Raw genomic sequence first — 15,745 nt, 5'->3', positions numbered from 1 at the left:
ACGAAAGGCAAACACCTTGTGCATCGCCGCTTTTCACGCCGCCAGTGGTGTGGTTGCCGGTGCCGGATTGGCCGCCGGGTTGGCCGCCAGCGCGCCGAGCACCGCATCCCAGGTCGGAGCGGCGAACACGATGCCCAGGTGTCCGGCGTTGAAGTTGGGGTAGCGGTCTTGCAGGATGATGTTGGTGACGTTCGGCCCGTCCAGCGCCTGATTGGTGTAGGGCGTGACGATCCAGTCGTCCTTCGTGGTGATGGTCGTGTACAGCACGCCGGGGCGGGTGTCGCCGTTGCCGTAGATCTCGTCCAGCAGCGGGGAGCCGACCGCCTGCTGCAGCCATGCCGGCCCCAGCAGGTTCATCAGGTTGAAGATCGGGCGGCCGATCACCGGGATGTTCTGGATGTAGGCCAGCCCGCTCAGATCGGCGCCGTGATTGCCCGGCGCGATCCCGATGAGCTGCGACACCTTGGCCGCCCCGTCGAGATTGTTCAGGTAGTACTGCGGAGTCATTCCGCCGCCCTGGGAGTGGCCGATCAGGATGACCTTCGGCGCGCCGGTCTCGGCGAGCACCCGGTCCACCTCGTCGGCGAGTTCCTGTGCCGATTCCCGGATGTCGCCGGTGCCGCGCACCGGCCAGTTCGGATTGTTCGTGACATTGCCGTAGTTGAAGGTGAACACCTTGTAGCCGGCGTTGGCCAGCACCGGTGCGCCGACACTCCAGTTGAAGGGCGCGTTGGCGGCGGTCCCGGCGATCAGGATGATCGGCAGCGGATGCTCGGCGGTGAGCTCGATCGACGGATCGTTGGCACCGGCCGGCGGCTTGTTCACGTTGAGGTAGCCGAGAAGGTTACCGACGCCGAAGGTGACCTTGAACCGCCCGATGCTGGTGGCGTCGGCGTCCAGCGGTGTTCCGGTGAGCAGCTTGCCCGCGGTGGCCGCGGTTCCGGCGATGGCGTTGGCCACGTGGTAGGGCACGCCGAAGAACGGCTTGGGTCCGATGGTGGCCGCCGCCGCGGCGGCGATGTTGTTGACCACGGTGGCCGCGAGAAGGCCGATGTCGTTGGCCAGGCCGGTCATCTGCCGGACGAACTGAAGGGCCTGCTTGACCGGGTTGGGTGTCGTCGCGGTGGCCGACGGTGTCACCGACGGGGTGGCAAGTTTCAGGGTGGCGGCCGAAGTGGTGCTGGCGGTGGTGGCCGTCGGCTTCTTGGTGGCCGTGGTGTCGGCCTTGGTGTCCTGCTTCGAGTCGGACTTGGTGTCAGGCTTGGTGTCTGGCTTGGAATCGGACTTCGTGTCCTGCTTGGAATCGGACTTGGTGTCCGGCTTCGTGTCCGGTTTGGTTTCTGAGGCGCCCGTCTGGCCGGTGGTGTGCTTGCGTGCACCGCGCGGTTTCTTGACCGGCTTGTCCGTGTCGGGTGTATCGACCTTGTCGGTCGCCGGTTTGTCCACCGAGGTGCCCGGCTCGGCCGGCTTCTGATCGGGCTTGCCGGGTTTGCCGGATTTGTCCGTGTTGGCAGTAGACGTGCCGGACTGGGTGCTGCCCTGCGATGCCCCGTGGGAGGCGGTGTCATCGGCGTAGGCGACGCCGGCGGTCAGCCACAGCATGGCGGACGCCCACAACGTGACCAGCAGCGCCGCCGTCACCCGATGTGTCCGCGCGCCAACACGATTCAACGACACTGATTTGCCTCCCCGACCCCGATGATGAAACCCCGGTACGAGTTATAGCCGAGGACCCGGGCCCGCCGCGGGCTTTTCGTGTAACAAACGGCCGTTGATGTCAATTTGGTGGCCGGTGTCAGGCGGCCAGCGCGGTGGCGGGCAGCGGGTTGGCTTCCGGGTTGGCCGCCAACGCACCGAGCACGGCGTCCCACGTCGGGGCGGAGAACACGATGCCCAGGTGCCCCGCGTTGTAGCCCGGGTACAGATCCTGCAGCACGATGTTGGTGACGTTCGGCCCATCCAGCGCCTGTTGGGTATACGGCGTCACCACCCAGTCGAACTTCGACGAGATGGTCGTGTACAGCACCCCCGGCCGGGTATCGCCGTCGCCGTAGACCTCGTCCTGCAGCGACGACCCCATGGCTTGTTGGGTCCACGCCGCCCCGAACAGGTCGACGATGCGGAAGACCAGCGGCCCCAGCACCGGGATCCGCTGCACGTAGGTCAGGCCGTTCACGTCGGTGCCGTGGTTGCTCGGGGCGATCCCGATGAGTTGGGAGACCTTGGCATCCCCGCCCAGATTGTTGATGTAGTACGACGGCATGATGCCCCCGCCCTGGGAATGCCCGATCAGGATCACCTTGTCCGCGCCCGTCTCGTCGAGCACTCGCTGCACCTCGTCGGCGAGTTCCTGTGCGGATTTGCGGATGTCGGCGGTGGCCTGCACGGGGAAGTTCGGATCCGTGGTGGTGTTGCCGTAGTTGAACGTGTAGACCTTGTAACCGGCGTTGGCCAGCACCGGTGCCCCGACGCCCCAGTTGACGCCCTGGGTGGCGGTGGTGCCGTTGAGCAGGATGATCGGCAGCGGGTGCGCCGGGGTCACCGTGATGGTCGGATCATTGGCTCCCGCAGGCGGTTTCGTCGGGTTCAGCCAAGCCAGCAGATCGCCGACGCCGTAGTCGACCGTGAACGGCCCCTCGCTGGTGGCATTCAGCGGGGTGCCGTCGAGCAGCTTGGCCGCGGTGGCGGTGGTGCCGGCGACGACCCTGGCGATGTTGTAGGGCACCCCGAGGAACGGCTTGGGTCCGATGGCGGTCGCTGCGGCCGCGGCCAGGTTGTTCACCAGCGACACGGCGATCAACGCCAGATCGTTGGCCAGTCCCACCATCTGACGGACGAATTGGGTGGCCTGTTTGACCGGGGTGGGCACGGCCGCGGTGGCCGATGGCGCGACCGACGGGCTGACGACCTTCAGTGCGGTCGGAACCACGGCAAGGTTGGCCGTCGTGCCGGCGACCGTGGCGGTCTTCGCCGTGCTCGTGGTCTTGACCGAAGTTTTTGGGGCGTCGGCACTTTCGTCCGGTGACGTGGCCGGCGCAGGGCCGGGCTTGGTGTCCGCCTTCGATGCCGTCGTGGTCTTGGCCGTGGCCACGGCGGTGTGCTTGCGTGAGCCGCGGGCCGGTTTGGCCGTATCGGCCTTATCCGGTTTGTCGGCCTTGGCCGGTTCGTCGGGTTCGTCGTCGGCGGTGGTGCCCGGCTTCGGGTCGATGCCCGGTGTCGCGGACGTGTCCGATTTGTCGGTCGCCTCGGTCTTGTCGGGCTTGGCCGGCTTGTCGGGCTTGTCGGTCTTGCCGGGGGTGGCGTCGCCGCCCGAGTGCGCACTGCTCGCCGACGAGCCCTTCGTCGAGGTGTCGTCGGCGTGGGCCACCCCGCCGGCCATCCACATCGTCGCCAACGCCCACAACAACGTGCACAACGCCGCCACCGCGCGCCGCGGCAAAACATGACCGTGCTGCACCGACATCCGTCCCCCCACCCGATAAGCGATACCAGCGGTCCTGTGTATACCGAACCGAGCCGGGTCCGCGTGGGGTTTTCGCGTGACTGCCGCTGCGAAGCGCCGTCAGCCGCGGCAAAGACCGCCGGCCAGGAACCGTGGTTCCTGGCCGGCGGGCGAAAGCGGGATCAGATGCAGGGACGGAAGAAGACGAACTTCACCGGCAGGCAGTTCTGGAACAGCTTGGGCATGCCGATCTTGGGCAGCCCCACCTTGGGCAGGCCGACCTTGGGCAAACCGATCTTCGGCGACGGCAGCGCCTGTGCGGCGTCGGCAATGGCGCCCATGGCGTTGAACGGTGCGGCTGCGGACCGGGCGCTGGCACCACCGGCTCCGCCCAGGAACTGCCCGGCGAAGTACAGCGCGTCCGCGGTATCGCTCAACCCGCTGGCCACACTGGTCGGCACGTCGATGGCGGAGTTGACCACGCTGAACACGTCCTTGGTGGCCTGGACGCCCGACGGCAAACCGGCGTACTGCTGGCCGATCTGATATGCCTGACCCCACTGCTCGGGGGTGACCTGGGCGCTCATCGGAGCCTGCGCCTTACCCAGCGCGGCGGACAGTGCGTTGCGGCACTCGCCGGTGGTGCCGTCGCGCACCTCGCTCTTCTTGCAGTTCGAGTCGACGCAGTTGCCGTTGAAGGTGGTCTGCCCCTCGGTGCACTCGGCCGAACTCGGCGCCGCGGTGATCACCGACACCACAGCCAGTGGTGCGAAGGCAGCCGCCACGGCCGCCGCATAGCGGCGTGTCGAGTTGGTCATGGCCAGTCCTCACCCTAAGTTGCAGCGAACAATTTCCTCAGAGTGTAGACGAGATAACAAATCCGTGGGCCTACAGTTTGTAGGCATGCGCTTCGGACTCTTCATCCCGCAAGGTTGGCGTCTCGATCTCGTCGGCATCCCCACCGAGCGGCACTGGCCGCTGATGAGCGAATTGGCCGCTCACGCCGATGCCGGCCCGTGGGATTCGGTGTGGGTGTACGACCACTTCCACACCGTCCCGGTGCCCACCGACGAGGCCACCCACGAGGCCTGGTCGCTGATGGCGGCGCTGGCCGCGACCACCAGCCGGGTCAAGCTGGGCCAGATGTGCACGGCCATGAGCTACCGAAATCCGGCCTACCTGGCAAAAGTCGCCGCCACCGTCGACGTGATCTCCGGCGGGCGCACCCAGATGGGTATCGGCGCCGGGTGGTACGAGCACGAATGGCGGGCCTACGGCTACGGCTTCCCGCCCGCCGGTGAACGGCTGGCCCGCCTCGACGAGGGCGTGCAGATCATGCGCGACGCCTGGCGCGACGGCCGGGTCACCTTCGATGGCAAGCACTACCAGGTCAACGACGCCATCGTCGCCCCCAAACCGCTGCAACCGGGCGGGCTGCCGTTGTGGATCGCCGGCGGCGGGGAGAAGGTGACACTCAAGATCGCGGCGAAATACGCGCAGTACACCAACTTCAGTTCGACCCCCGACGACTTCGCCCGCAAATCGCAGATCCTGGCCGAGCACTGCCGCGCCGTCGGCACCGACTACGACGCCATCGTGCGGTCGGCCAACTTCAACGCCGTGCTCGGTGAATCGAAGGCCGACGTCGAGGACCGACTGTCCCGGATCCGGGAGCGCCAGGTCGGTGTGGCCGGCGAGGCCGCCGTCGACGGGATGCTGGCCAATGTCTCCTCACCCGACTCGGCCACCGGCACCCCCGACCAGGTCATCGAGCGGCTCCGGCGGCTACGCGATCTCGGGTGCGAGTACGCGATCCTGTACTTCCCCGAGGCCGCGTACGACCGGTCCGGTATCGACCTGTTCGAGCGTGAGGTCATTCCGGCGCTCAGCTAGGCACGGAGCTGACCTGGTACTGCTGGATCCGCCACGCGTCGCCGGTGCGGATCACCACCACCCCGAGCATCAGCGGGATGGCGGTGCCGTCCGCCAGGGTGAAGTCGGCCCGGCCGTAGCCGAGCAGCACCCCATCGGCCGGCCGGCGGACCTCCTCGACCCGGTACTCCACCGTCAGTCCCTGCGGCTGACCGTCGTAGTAGGCGAACACCCCGTCGCGGCCCACGGTGTACGGGTGCAGGCCCTGGAACACGGCGTCCTCGGTGAAGACCGCGGCCACCCGGGCCGGGTCGTGCGCGTCGATCCCGGCCTTCCACTCGTCGAGGACCCGGCGCACGATGCCGTGATCAGTGCCCGGCACTTTGACCACCGTCGACGTGCAGGATCTCGCCGGTGACGAATCCCGCGTTCTCCAGGTACAGCACCGCGTCCACCACATCGTCGAGTGTGCCCAGTCGGCCGACCGGGTGCAGCCCGGCCAGGAAGTCATGGGTCTCCGGCTGGTGCATCGGGGTGTCGATGATGCCCAGCGCCACCGCGTTCACCCGCACACCGCGTTCGGCGTATTCGACGGCCAGCGATTTGGTGGCGGCGTTCAGGCCGCCCTTGGTCAGTGCGGCCAATACGGCGGGCACCTGCTTGTTGGCCTGGTCCACCAGGCTGGTGGAGATGTTCACGATGTGCCCACCCTCCTTGAGCACCGCCAGCGCCGCGCGGGTCAGTTCGAAGAAGCCGCGCAGGTTCACCCCGGTGATGGCGTCGTAGTCGGCGTCGGTGTATTCGGTGAACGGCTTGGAGATGAAGATGCCCGCATTGTTGACGACGGTGTCGACCCGGCCGAACCGCTCGATGGCGGCATCGATCACCTGCTGGCCGACGCCCGGCCGGCCGATGTCACCGGCGACCGTCAACACCATCGGATCGTCGCTTTCGGCGATGCTGCGGGAGTTGGCGACGACGGCGTAACCGAGCTTGCGGTAGCCCGCCACCAATGCTGCGCCGATACCTTGGGACGCGCCGGTGATGACCGCTACGCGGGGTGTGGTGACCATGTCCGTGCCTTTCTGTTGATGCTGTCGCTCTGATGCCTTGCTCAACACGGCGGCGGTGGGTGTCATGTCCGCTGCTCGGGACGGGAATCCTCGCTCGTGAGAGCAAATGCCTATTACGCTTTCGCAGGTGGAACTGCGCCAGCTGCGGTACTTCGTCACCGTCGCCGAGGAGTTGAACTTCGGCCGCGCTGCCGAGCGGCTGCGCATCGCCGGTCCGTCGCTGTCCCAGCAGATCAAGGCACTAGAGCGCGACCTCAAGGTGCAGTTGTTCGACCGGGACCGGCGTTCGGTGGCGCTCACCCCGGCGGGCGCGGCATTGGTGGCCGATGCGCGGGCGCTCATCGAGCAAGCTGACGCATTACGAAGGCGGGCAACCGGATTGGCGGTGTCCGATCCGGTGCGCATCGGCTGTGTGAGCTGGTGTCCCACCGATTGGGCCGAGCGTGCGGCCGGCGTGGCGCAGTTACGGGTGGACACCTGGGTGATGCCTTCGCACGCCCAGGCCGCGCGGGTGGCCGACGGGGCGCTGGATCTGGCGATCTGCTGGGTGCAGAACGACGACCTCGAGGAGTTGTCGCTGCAGGCCGGTCTGATCGGTGTGGACCGGCTGGCGGCCCTGTGCCGCGGCACCGACGAATCACCGGTATCTGCGAAAGATGTTGTGGTGCTGGTGGATACGGATACCGCCAGCTGGTCGTCGTGGAACCGCTATGCCGAGCGGTTCGCCGCCGATACCGGGGCCCGGGTGATGCGCACCGACGACGGCGGTGTCACGGGACCGACGTTCTTCGAACATGTCCGCCGGCTGGGCCGCCCGGTGCTGATCAATCCGCGCGGCCAGCAGGACCAGGAGCCGCGCGGCCTGGTGCGGCGTCCGGTGGTCGGTCCCGCCCCGCTGTGGACGTGGTCACTGGTGTGGCGTACCGGTGAAGACCGGCCGGCCGTGCGGGCCGTCATCGACGAATTCACACGTGATACAGGTCCGTTGGGAGTGGACGACGCGGACACCTGGCTGCCTGCCGAGGACCCACACCGCGGCCAGTGACACCGCGAGCACGGTGGCGGATTGCTCACAGCTGGAAGGTATTTCCTCACACCGGCGGGGACTGAACACGACACCGAGCGTGTTGACGGCGGTATGACTGAGAACATCACGGCGCTGGTCACCGGCGCCAACCGCGGGCTCGGCAAGCAGCTCGCCACCGAATTGGTCGCCCGCGGCGCGAAAGTGTATGCCGCCGCGCGGCGCCCGGAAACCGTCGATCTGCCCGGTGCCATCCCGGTGCAGCTGGACATCACCGACCCCGAGTCGGTGCGGCGGGCGGCCGAAGTCGCGTCCGACGTCACCGTGCTGGTGAACAATGCCGGGGTATCCACCCGGGCCAACCTGCTCACCGGTCCCATCGAAGACGTCCGGCTGGAAATGGAGACGCACTACTTCGGCACGCTCAACGTGATCAGGGCCTTCGCGCCCGTCATCGAACGCAACGGGGGCGGCGCGATCCTCAACGTGCTGTCGGTGCTGTCGTGGGCGCACCCGCCCACCTCGGGAGCGTATGCCTCGGCGAAGGCCGCGGCCTGGGCGCTCACCGACGCTGTGCGCACCGAACTGGCGCCGCGCGGGGTGACCGTATCGGCGCTGCACGTCGGATACATGGACACCGACATGGTCGCCTACATCCCGGCCGACCAGAAAACCGATCCCGCGTTGGTGGCACGACAGGCCGTGACGGGGCTGCTGGCCGGTGAGCCGGAGATTCTGGCCGACGAGATCACGCGCAATACCAAAGCGGCGCTGTCGAATTCATTCAGCGTACCGGCCGCTGGGTGACGATCAGCTGCGTCGCCCGGAAGGCGACGTCCAGCGAGGTCGGCAGCACCGGCACTCCGAGCCCGAACTGCACGCAATAACTCCATCTCCGGTGCACGACCATCCCGAAGTGGAAACATCGGGTGTCATGGAGAAGATCTCATTGACCGCTCTCGCGCGCCAGGAACTGGCGGCGGCCCGGTCGGCCAGCAGCGGGCGCAGCGCACACACCGTGTACGGCGGACATGAACACGCGCTCCGGCAGACCCTGATCGCGCTGACCGAGGGCAATGGCCTGGACGAGCACGAGAGCCCGGGCGAGGCGACACTGCAGGTGCTCGAGGGACGGGTGCGGGTGAACAATGCCGACGCCGGCTGGGAAGGGTCCCCGGGCGATCACATCGTGGTCCCCCGGACCCGGCACAGCCTCACGGCACTGGCCGATTCGGTGGTGCTGCTGACCGTCGTCAAACCGGTCGGCCCGCACGTCTGAGCGTCAGAACGGGCTGGAGTTCGCCTGCCACTTGGCCGACTCCGGGCGGGCACCGTAGCGGCGCGCGTAGTCCTCGTGCAGGCGGGCATTGCGTTCGCGGTTGGCCGCGTCCACCAGGTTGGGGTCCAGGCCGTGCTGGGCCAGTCGGTGTCTGCGCCAGATCTTGTTGAGCACGAACGCCATCACCACGGCCCAGAAATAGATGGGCACCGTCATTTCCATGTGTACGTACAACGACGCGGGCAGCAGCCACAGTGGGGCCAGGATGAGCAGCGGCGGAATCGAGTACCGGATCATGTGCCGGCGGATGGCGCCAGGGCCGGTCAGGTCGGCGGCGACGAAGTCGCGCATCGAATCCGGCAGGCGCCGCCCGTAGGCGTACGCGAGGTACTGCAGCGGGGTGGGGCGGGACACGGCCATGGTGTGGCTCCTGGGGGTGGTGCCGACGGTTCTAATTAGATAGTACGCTAATCATTAGGGTCCTATTCAATAGTATGCTGTGAGCATGCCCACCGTGACCGAAGATGTCGATCCACTCGCCCTGGAACGCCAGGTGTGCTTCGCGCTGGCGGTGACCAACCGTGCCGTGCTGGCCGTGTACCGGCCGCTGCTGGAACCCCTCGGGCTCACCCATCCGCAGTACCTGGTGATGCTGGCGCTGTGGGACAACGCCAATGCCGACGGTCCCGCGCTGTCGGTGAAGCAGATCGCCGCGCTGCTGCAAATGGATTCGGCGACGACATCGCCCATGCTCAAGCGGCTCGAGGCGCTCGGCCTGATCACCCGCACCCGCAGCAGCGCCGACGAACGCACCACACACGTCACCCTGACGGCCGAAGGCACCGCCCTGCGGCAGCGCGCGCTGGGCATCCCGCCCGCGGTGGTGGCGCGCCTCGGTGTGGAACTGTCCGAACTCGAGCACCTGCACACGGTGCTCACCCGGATCAACGCGGCGGCCGTGGCCGCCGGGGCGTTTCGGGGCGAGTGACGCCAGGGCCGGTCAGATGGCCGGGCCCAGCAGGTCGTCGGCGTCCTTGATGATGTACCCATAGCCCTGCTCGGCCAGGAACCGTTGCCGGTGCGCGGCGTACTCGGCGTCCAGGCTGTCGCGGCTGACCACCGAGTAGAACACCGCCCCGCCGCCGTCGGCCTTCGGGCGCAGCAACCGGCCCAGGCGCTGAGCCTCCTCCTGGCGGGACCCGAATGTCCCCGAAACCTGAACGGCGACAGATGCTTCCGGAAGGTCGATGGAAAAGTTCGCGACCTTGCTCACCACCAATGTGCGGATCTCGCCGCGCCGGAACTGGTCGAACAACGCCTCGCGTTCGGCGTTCTTGGTCGACCCCTGGATCACCGGCGCGTTGAGCTCCTCGCCGAGCTCGTCCAGCTGGTCCAGGTAGGCGCCGATCACCAGCGTCGGCTCATTCGGGTGGCGCTCCAGGATCGACTTGACCACCGCGATCTTGGTGTGCGCCGTCGAGCAGAGCTTGTAGCGTTCCTCCGGTTCGGCGGTGGCGTAGAGCATCCGCTCGTTGTCGGTCATGGTGACCCGCACCTCGATGCACTCGGCGGGCGCGATCCAGCCCTGCGCCTCGATGTCCTTCCACGGGGCGTCATACCGTTTCGGGCCGATCAGGCTGAATACGTCGCCTTCGCGGCCGTCCTCGCGGATCAGCGTCGCGGTCAGTCCCAGCCGGCGCCGGGACTGCAGATCGGCGGTCATCCGGAAGACCGGCGCGGGCAGCAGGTGCACCTCGTCGTAGATGATCAGGCCCCAGTCCCGGCTGTCGAACAACTCGAGATGCTTGTATTCACCCTTCGTGCGCCGGGTGATCACCTGATACGTGGCGATGGTGACCGGGCGGATCTCCTTGCGCTCGCCCGAATACTCACCGATCTCGTTCTCCGTCAACGACGTTCGGGCGATCAGTTCACGCTTCCACTGCCGTCCGGCCACGGTGTTGGTGACCAGGATCAGCGTCGTCGCCCCGGCCTTGGCCATCGCCGCGGCACCCACCAGCGTCTTACCGGCGCCGCACGGCAGCACCACCACGCCGGAGCCGCCGGCCCAGAACGACTCGGCGGCCATCTCCTGGTAGTCGCGCAGTTCCCAGCCGTCCTGGTCCAAGGTGATCGGGTGCGCCTCACCGTCCACGTAGCCGGCGAGGTCCTCGGCGGGCCAGCCGATCTTGAGCAGCATCTGCTTGACCCGGCCGCGTTCGCTGCCGTGCACGATCACGGTGTCGTCGTCGAGGCGGGCGCCCAGCATCGGGGCGATCTTCTTGTTGCGCAACACCTCTTCGAGCACCGCGCGGTCCAGGCTGACCAGGGTCAGGCCGTGGGCGGGGTGCTTGACCAGTTGCAGCCGGCCGTACCGGGCCATGGTGTCGACGATGTCCACCAGCAGCGGCTGGGGCACCGCGTACCGCGAGAAGCTGACCAGTGCATCGACCACCTGCTCGGCGTCGTGGCCGGCCGCGCGGGCGTTCCACAGCGCCAGCGGGGTGATGCGGTAGGTGTGGATGTGTTCGGGGGCGCGCTCTAGCTCGGCGAACGGGGCGATGGCGGCGCGTGCCGCGCCGGCGAGTTCGTGGTCGACCTCGAGCAGCACGGTCTTGTCCGACTGGACGATCAGCGGGCCCTCAGTCATGGGAGTGGCCCTCGGCGGTATTCATCCCATCCATTATCCAGAGTCCGCCGACACCACCGAGGTCACACGATGGATGGCGAACTCCCGCACCCGGCCGGCCGCCGGGTCGAACGCCGTCAGCTGCCCGCCACGGATGTTGATCGGTTCCACCACGCGCTGGGTGGCCACCCCGGCCGGATCCACGTAGCCCATCACCACCGGCTGCTGGTTGAGCGCGGCCTGTTGTAATTCGGCGATCAGCCCGGCCGGGTCCAGTCGCTGACCGGCCGCCGGCGCGGAGGACACCTTGCGCAGCACGGCGACGATGGCGGCCAGCGTCTGGGCGTTGGGTGCGCTCAGCGGCCGGTAGGTCCGGCGCTTGCCCTGCACCGGCACGCGGGAACCGCGGGCGCTGATGTCGACGACGGCCCCGGAGGAATCCTCCGCGGCGGGGACGAACCCGGCGGTGCGCAACACGGTCAGCACGTCACCGATCTGGTGCTGTGAGACGGCCACCGTCGGCGCCAGGATGCGCAATTCCAGCGGCTCGACGGCGGGACTTGCCACCGCCTGGGCCAGCAGCGCCGGATCCTCACACCGCACGAACGAGGCGGCCATGCCGACGCGCAGCTGCCCGTGCCGGCGCGCCACGTCATCGATCAGATACGTCAAGCCTTGCGGCACCGGTGTTTTCGAATGACGTTCGAAGAACGCGTGTAGTTCGCCCGCGGTGCGCCCGGAATCCAGCGCGTGCCGGATGGACGGCTCGCTGATCCGGTACACCATGGCCGCGCCTGCCGATTCCACGGTGGCCACCACTGCCAGTTGTTCGGCCAGGTCGCGCTGCAGCGGCCCGGGCACCACGACGGTCAGGTCGGCCTGCAGCAGGAAATGATCCAGCGGGGCCGGCAGCACCTTGTCCATCGAGGCGACCACCTCGTCATCGGTGCCGCCGGCGAGCAGCACCCGGGCCGGGGAGGCGATGGCGCCGCGCCCCACCGCCCCCACCGCGTGCGCCTCACGCAGCAGGTCGGTGACCGGGTCGAGCTGCAACCGGGCCGCCCAGCGGGGTCGGTGCCAGATCATCGCCGCGGCCGCCGACCCGGCGTCCACCCCGGCACCCGGTTTCAGTTCGGCCAGCATCTGCAGCAGCAGCCGCCGGTCCAGGGGTGCCGCGGTGGAGTACAACGCGTCCGACAGGGCGCCATAGGGTTTCCCGTCGGGCCCCCGGGTGCCCACCAGGCCCGGGCGCGACGGCAGGTCCAGCCAGGTGGACAGCATCAACTGCCAGCGGGTGGCGGTGCTCGCCTCGACGAACCGGTCGGCGGCCACGGTGGGTGCCCAGTACGGGGCGGTACCGTCCGGCGGCAGTGGATCCGGCACACCGGACGCGATCAGGCCGGCGCCGGCGGCGATGTCGAGGATCAGCCCGAGCCGTTGTTCGTCGATACCGGTCAGCTTGGTCAACCGCTTGACGTCGCGCACTCCGAGCCCGCCGGCGCGCAATTCGGAAATCGGTGTCGCCGAGAGGGTTTCGATGACCAGGTCGATCTCGCGGAGCAGGTCGATGGCCGCCCCGGCGGCCACCGAGTCGACGTCGGCCTGCATCGTGGTGGACACGGTGGGGTCCGGGAGGTGCAGCCCGACCGGCCCGGGCAGCTCGTCGCGTAGCAGCTGGCCGACCAGCCGGGGCAGGATCACGGTGTCGGTGTCGACGCGGTGCAGCAGCCCGGACGCCAGCAGCCGCGGTACCGGGCGATCGGCGGGAGCGCCGGGCATCGCGTCCCGGGTACGCCCGACCGGCGCCCCCTGCGACAGGCGGGTGAGTAGCTCGCGTTGCGGCTCGTCGATCTCGGCGAGCAGGGCCGCGATCGCGTCGGTGCTCAGTTCGGGCTCGGCCCGCACGGCCTGCCCGGGGAACCACGGCAGGCCGGAGGCCACCTCGGGTGTCACCCGCAGGGTGTCCTCGCCCCACACCAGCGCCCGGTCGGTCAGATCGGCCAGCGCCGCCTGCACCGCATCGGCACTGGCACGCGAACCCAGGAACTCCACCACCGTCTCTGCGAGCACCGGCCCCGCGTCGGCCTGCAGCGCGAGCATGGCGTCCAGCACGGCCAGATGCAGGAAGTCCAGCGCGTCGGTGGCAGCCTTGACCGACTGGCGGGCCTGGGCGCGCGCGGCAAGTGCGGCCAGCGTGCCCGGTGGCGGCTGGGTGAGGTCGGGCCGCAACTCCAGCAGACGGATCAGACGATCGTCGGGAAGGTCGGCCAGCCAGACACCCAGGGGCACGCTAGACGGTGCATGTTGGGTCATCGCTGACCAGCGTAAAGCAGCTCCCTGCCGGGCCGAGTCGCGAGATCGTGACCGGCCTCGCCCCCGCGGGCGGTACCTGCCACAATGTCAGTCGTGGCTGACAAGAAGAACCAGTACGTCGACAATGGCTGGCCCGAGGTGGCCGACGGTGATCACGCCGTCAGTGAGCTCGCCACTGACCGTGTCGGCGCGTTGTCGCCGTTCGGCGATGTGACCTTCCCGCTGCCGGCCGACGAGCTGCCGTACACGCACCCGGTCACGGTCGTCAACAAGTAGACCGGTGAGCGGGCTCTCGCACCTGGACGAGTCAGGCGCCGCCCACATGGTCGACGTCACGGCCAAGGAATCCACCAAACGCACCGCCGTCGCCGTCGGTGCCGTGCGGACCCGCCCCGACGTCATCGAACTGATCGCCGGCGGTGGGCTGCCCAAGGGTGATGCCCTGGCCACCGCGCGGGTGGCCGGCATCATGGCCGCCAAACGCACCAGCGACCTGATCCCGCTGTGCCACCAGCTGGCCCTGACCGGAGTCGACATCGAGTTCGCCATCGGCGACGCCGACGTGACCGTCACCGCCACCGTGCGCACCACCGACCGCACCGGCGTCGAGATGGAGGCGCTGACCGCGGTGAGCGTGGCCGCGCTGACGCTGTACGACATGATCAAGGCCGTCGACCGGGCCGCCCGGATCGACGGTATCCAGGTGGTGCACAAGGAGGGCGGTAAGACCGGCACGTGGACGCGCACCGATGTATAGCGCCGTCGTCGTCATCACCTCGACCCGCGCCGCAGCCGGCGTGTACGAGGACCGCACCGGCCCGGTCATCGTGGACTGGTTGACCCGGCGCGGTATCACCGTGGGTACCCCGCGGGTGGTGCCCGACGGCGCCTCGGTGGTGCAGGCGCTGAGCCAGGCCATCGAGGAACGGCCCAGCGTCATCATCACCTCGGGCGGTACCGGCATCTCGCCGACGGACGCCACCGCCGACGCCACCGAGCACCTGGTCGACTATCAGATCCCCGGACTGGCCGACGCCATCCGGCAGGCCGGCTTGCCGCAGGTGCCGACCTCGGTGCTGTCCCGCGGTGTGTGCGGGGTGCGCTCCGGCGTGCTGATCGTCAACCTGCCCGGTTCCACGGGCGGGGTGAAGGACGGCCTGGGCGTGCTCGACACGGTGCTGGAGCACGCGCTGGACCAACTGCGCGGCGGGGACCACGCCCGATGACTGCCCAGGTGCTGCGGGTCGCGCTGACCGAGGAACCCATTGCGTTGTCCGAACACGAAGAGCTGGTGGCGCACGCGGCGGCCGGTGCCGTGGTCGGTTTCTCCGGGGTGGTGCGCGACCACGACGGCGGGCGCGGCGTCACTCGGCTGGAGTACTCGGCCCATCCGTCGGCGTTGCAGACGCTCACCGAGGTGGTCGAGGAAGTGGCCCGTGACGCCGCGGGCGTGCGCGCGGTCGCGGTGAGTCACCGGATCGGGGTGCTGCACATCGGTGACGCGGCCCTGACGGTCGCCGTGGCCGCCGATCACCGCGGCGCCGCCTTCACCACCTGCGCACTGCTCGTGGACACCGTGAAGGCCCGGCTGCCGGTGTGGAAGCACCAGTTCTTCGGTGACGGCTCCGACGAATGGGTCAACTCGGCGTAATCGCCTGCCCCCAACGCAGAAACTGCACTCCGGCCGGAGTGCAGTTTCTGCGTTCGAGATGTGGAGACGCTACGGCGTGGGCAGTAGCGGGGCCGGAGCCGGACCAGGAGCCGGCGCGGGGGCCGGAGCCGGGGCGTTCGGCGGAGCCGGGATGTCCTCCGGGATGGGGCTGTTCATCGACCGCTGCGTGGTGATGGCGATCAGCGCATCCTTGCCGGTGATGTCCTGGTTCTGCACGGCGTGCCAGAGCTGACGCAGGTAGCTGACATTCGGGCTCTCGTTCGGGACCGCGTTGGGATCCATCGTCGACCCCGGCGGCAGGTTGTCGGGGCTGATCAGGTGCGGGACGCCGTCGGCGAGCGGATCGGGCGCGGGCGCCGCGACCGGAGCGTCTGCCGGTGCCGCAACCGGGGCATCCGCCGGGGCGGGAGCCGGGGCCGGGGCGGGCGCCGGGACCGGCAG

Annotated in this window: 17 protein-coding genes and 1 pseudogene; 9 read left to right on the top strand and 9 right to left on the bottom strand. The window is 68.7% G+C overall.

Annotated features, from left to right (window positions below; translation table 11 throughout):
• Window positions 1-33: 33 nt before the first annotated feature.
• The 3 genes from AWB94_RS12535 to AWB94_RS12525 form a co-directional block, all read right to left on the bottom strand.
• The gene (locus AWB94_RS12535) at window positions 34-1,677 is read right to left on the bottom strand and encodes a lipase family alpha/beta hydrolase (RefSeq protein ID WP_131805227.1); all 1,644 of its coding nucleotides are present in this window, start codon (window positions 1,675-1,677) and stop codon (window positions 34-36) included.
• A gap of 118 nt (window positions 1,678-1,795) precedes the next feature.
• Entirely contained in the window at window positions 1,796-3,463 is a 1,668-nt protein-coding gene (locus AWB94_RS12530; protein ID WP_062655635.1) for an alpha/beta fold hydrolase, read from the bottom strand.
• Window positions 3,464-3,624: 161 nt separating this feature from the next.
• Window positions 3,625-4,260 carry a hypothetical protein gene (locus AWB94_RS12525; RefSeq protein WP_062655634.1) on the bottom strand — a complete coding sequence of 212 codons (636 nt, stop codon included), beginning with the start codon at window positions 4,258-4,260 and terminating at the stop codon, window positions 3,625-3,627.
• A gap of 85 nt (window positions 4,261-4,345) precedes the next feature.
• On the opposite strand from AWB94_RS12525, the gene AWB94_RS12520 reads away from it, so the two are divergent.
• Entirely contained in the window at window positions 4,346-5,335 is a 990-nt protein-coding gene (locus tag AWB94_RS12520) for an LLM class F420-dependent oxidoreductase (protein ID WP_062655633.1), read from the top strand.
• On the opposite strand, the gene AWB94_RS12515 is transcribed toward AWB94_RS12520, so the two are convergent.
• Window positions 5,328-5,696, bottom strand: coding sequence for an SgcJ/EcaC family oxidoreductase (locus tag AWB94_RS12515; protein ID WP_062655632.1), 369 nt, complete (start codon window positions 5,694-5,696; stop codon window positions 5,328-5,330). The genes AWB94_RS12520 and AWB94_RS12515 overlap by 8 nt on opposite strands.
• Window positions 5,683-6,387 carry an SDR family NAD(P)-dependent oxidoreductase gene (locus AWB94_RS12510; RefSeq protein WP_062656112.1) on the bottom strand — a complete coding sequence of 235 codons (705 nt, stop codon included), beginning with the start codon at window positions 6,385-6,387 and terminating at the stop codon, window positions 5,683-5,685. The genes AWB94_RS12515 and AWB94_RS12510 overlap by 14 nt, the downstream gene beginning before the upstream one ends.
• A 127-nt stretch (window positions 6,388-6,514) precedes the next feature.
• On the opposite strand from AWB94_RS12510, the gene AWB94_RS12505 reads away from it, so the two are divergent.
• From AWB94_RS12505 to AWB94_RS12495, 3 genes are all read left to right on the top strand, one after another.
• On the top strand, window positions 6,515-7,432 hold the full coding sequence (locus tag AWB94_RS12505) for a LysR family transcriptional regulator (RefSeq protein ID WP_062655631.1): 918 nt from the start codon (window positions 6,515-6,517) through the stop codon (window positions 7,430-7,432).
• A 93-nt stretch (window positions 7,433-7,525) separates the two neighbouring features.
• Window positions 7,526-8,218: an SDR family oxidoreductase gene (locus AWB94_RS12500; protein ID WP_062655630.1), complete on the top strand. Its 693-nt coding sequence runs from the start codon at window positions 7,526-7,528 to the stop codon at window positions 8,216-8,218.
• Between the two features lie 127 nt (window positions 8,219-8,345).
• Window positions 8,346-8,690: a cupin domain-containing protein gene (locus tag AWB94_RS12495; protein ID WP_062656111.1), complete on the top strand. Its 345-nt coding sequence runs from the start codon at window positions 8,346-8,348 to the stop codon at window positions 8,688-8,690.
• Window positions 8,691-8,693: 3 nt separating this feature from the next.
• On the opposite strand, the gene AWB94_RS12490 is transcribed toward AWB94_RS12495, so the two are convergent.
• On the bottom strand, window positions 8,694-9,110 hold the full coding sequence (locus AWB94_RS12490) for a DUF5313 domain-containing protein (protein ID WP_062655629.1): 417 nt from the start codon (window positions 9,108-9,110) through the stop codon (window positions 8,694-8,696).
• Between the two features lie 85 nt (window positions 9,111-9,195).
• On the opposite strand from AWB94_RS12490, the gene AWB94_RS12485 reads away from it, so the two are divergent.
• Window positions 9,196-9,678, top strand: a complete 483-nt coding sequence (locus AWB94_RS12485; protein WP_062655628.1) for a MarR family winged helix-turn-helix transcriptional regulator — start codon at window positions 9,196-9,198, stop codon at window positions 9,676-9,678.
• 12 nt (window positions 9,679-9,690) lie between these two features.
• On the opposite strand, the gene AWB94_RS12480 is transcribed toward AWB94_RS12485, so the two are convergent.
• A complete protein-coding gene (locus AWB94_RS12480) occupies window positions 9,691-11,340 on the bottom strand; it encodes a DNA repair helicase XPB (RefSeq protein WP_062655627.1) in 1,650 nt (549 codons plus the stop codon).
• A 33-nt stretch (window positions 11,341-11,373) separates the two neighbouring features.
• The gene (locus AWB94_RS12475) at window positions 11,374-13,632 is read right to left on the bottom strand and encodes a helicase-associated domain-containing protein (RefSeq protein ID WP_062655626.1); all 2,259 of its coding nucleotides are present in this window, start codon (window positions 13,630-13,632) and stop codon (window positions 11,374-11,376) included.
• 84 nt (window positions 13,633-13,716) lie between these two features.
• On the opposite strand from AWB94_RS12475, the gene AWB94_RS12470 reads away from it, so the two are divergent.
• From AWB94_RS12470 to AWB94_RS12455, 4 genes are read left to right on the top strand one after another with little or no spacing between them, the layout of a single operon-like run.
• Window positions 13,717-13,908 carry a hypothetical protein gene (locus AWB94_RS12470; RefSeq protein WP_024449957.1) on the top strand — a complete coding sequence of 64 codons (192 nt, stop codon included), beginning with the start codon at window positions 13,717-13,719 and terminating at the stop codon, window positions 13,906-13,908.
• A gap of 46 nt (window positions 13,909-13,954) precedes the next feature.
• The gene (gene moaC, locus AWB94_RS12465) at window positions 13,955-14,389 is read left to right on the top strand and encodes a cyclic pyranopterin monophosphate synthase MoaC (protein ID WP_062656110.1); all 435 of its coding nucleotides are present in this window, start codon (window positions 13,955-13,957) and stop codon (window positions 14,387-14,389) included.
• Window positions 14,382-14,858, top strand: a complete 477-nt coding sequence (locus tag AWB94_RS12460; RefSeq protein ID WP_062655625.1) for a MogA/MoaB family molybdenum cofactor biosynthesis protein — start codon at window positions 14,382-14,384, stop codon at window positions 14,856-14,858. Before moaC ends, AWB94_RS12460 begins: the two co-directional genes overlap by 8 nt.
• On the top strand, window positions 14,855-15,283 hold the full coding sequence (locus AWB94_RS12455; protein WP_062655624.1) for a molybdenum cofactor biosynthesis protein MoaE: 429 nt from the start codon (window positions 14,855-14,857) through the stop codon (window positions 15,281-15,283). Before AWB94_RS12460 ends, AWB94_RS12455 begins: the two co-directional genes overlap by 4 nt.
• 69 nt (window positions 15,284-15,352) lie before the next feature.
• Here the strand turns inward: AWB94_RS12455 and AWB94_RS35105 are convergent.
• Window positions 15,353-15,745 (bottom strand): annotated as a pseudogene (locus AWB94_RS35105) (transglycosylase family protein); the annotation flags it as partial.

This window comes from Mycolicibacterium canariasense, from assembly GCF_002101555.1.
Taxonomy (GTDB): domain Bacteria; phylum Actinomycetota; class Actinomycetes; order Mycobacteriales; family Mycobacteriaceae; genus Mycobacterium; species Mycobacterium canariasense.
The sequence above is the reverse complement of the archived record's forward strand: the minus strand, read 5'-3'. Positions and strand labels throughout refer to the sequence as shown.

Excerpts from the sequence above, each read along its gene's own strand:
- AWB94_RS12475 (WP_062655626.1), bottom strand. The coding sequence starts at position 13,632 with ATGACCCAACATGCACCGTCTAGCGTGCCCCTGGGTGTCTGGCTGGCC.
- AWB94_RS12460 (WP_062655625.1), top strand. The coding sequence starts at position 14,382 with ATGTATAGCGCCGTCGTCGTCATCACCTCGACCCGCGCCGCAGCCGGC.
- AWB94_RS12480 (WP_062655627.1), bottom strand. The coding sequence starts at position 11,340 with ATGACTGAGGGCCCGCTGATCGTCCAGTCGGACAAGACCGTGCTGCTC.
- AWB94_RS12525 (WP_062655634.1), bottom strand. The coding sequence starts at position 4,260 with ATGACCAACTCGACACGCCGCTATGCGGCGGCCGTGGCGGCTGCCTTC.
- AWB94_RS12455 (WP_062655624.1), top strand. The coding sequence starts at position 14,855 with ATGACTGCCCAGGTGCTGCGGGTCGCGCTGACCGAGGAACCCATTGCG.
- AWB94_RS12500 (WP_062655630.1), top strand. The coding sequence starts at position 7,526 with ATGACTGAGAACATCACGGCGCTGGTCACCGGCGCCAACCGCGGGCTC.
- AWB94_RS12485 (WP_062655628.1), top strand. The coding sequence starts at position 9,196 with ATGCCCACCGTGACCGAAGATGTCGATCCACTCGCCCTGGAACGCCAG.
- AWB94_RS12490 (WP_062655629.1), bottom strand. The coding sequence starts at position 9,110 with ATGGCCGTGTCCCGCCCCACCCCGCTGCAGTACCTCGCGTACGCCTAC.
- AWB94_RS12495 (WP_062656111.1), top strand. The coding sequence starts at position 8,346 with ATGGAGAAGATCTCATTGACCGCTCTCGCGCGCCAGGAACTGGCGGCG.
- AWB94_RS12520 (WP_062655633.1), top strand. The coding sequence starts at position 4,346 with ATGCGCTTCGGACTCTTCATCCCGCAAGGTTGGCGTCTCGATCTCGTC.
- moaC (WP_062656110.1), top strand. The coding sequence starts at position 13,955 with ATGGTCGACGTCACGGCCAAGGAATCCACCAAACGCACCGCCGTCGCC.
- AWB94_RS12470 (WP_024449957.1), top strand. The coding sequence starts at position 13,717 with ATGTCAGTCGTGGCTGACAAGAAGAACCAGTACGTCGACAATGGCTGG.
- AWB94_RS12510 (WP_062656112.1), bottom strand. The coding sequence starts at position 6,387 with ATGGTCACCACACCCCGCGTAGCGGTCATCACCGGCGCGTCCCAAGGT.
- AWB94_RS12530 (WP_062655635.1), bottom strand. The coding sequence starts at position 3,463 with ATGTCGGTGCAGCACGGTCATGTTTTGCCGCGGCGCGCGGTGGCGGCG.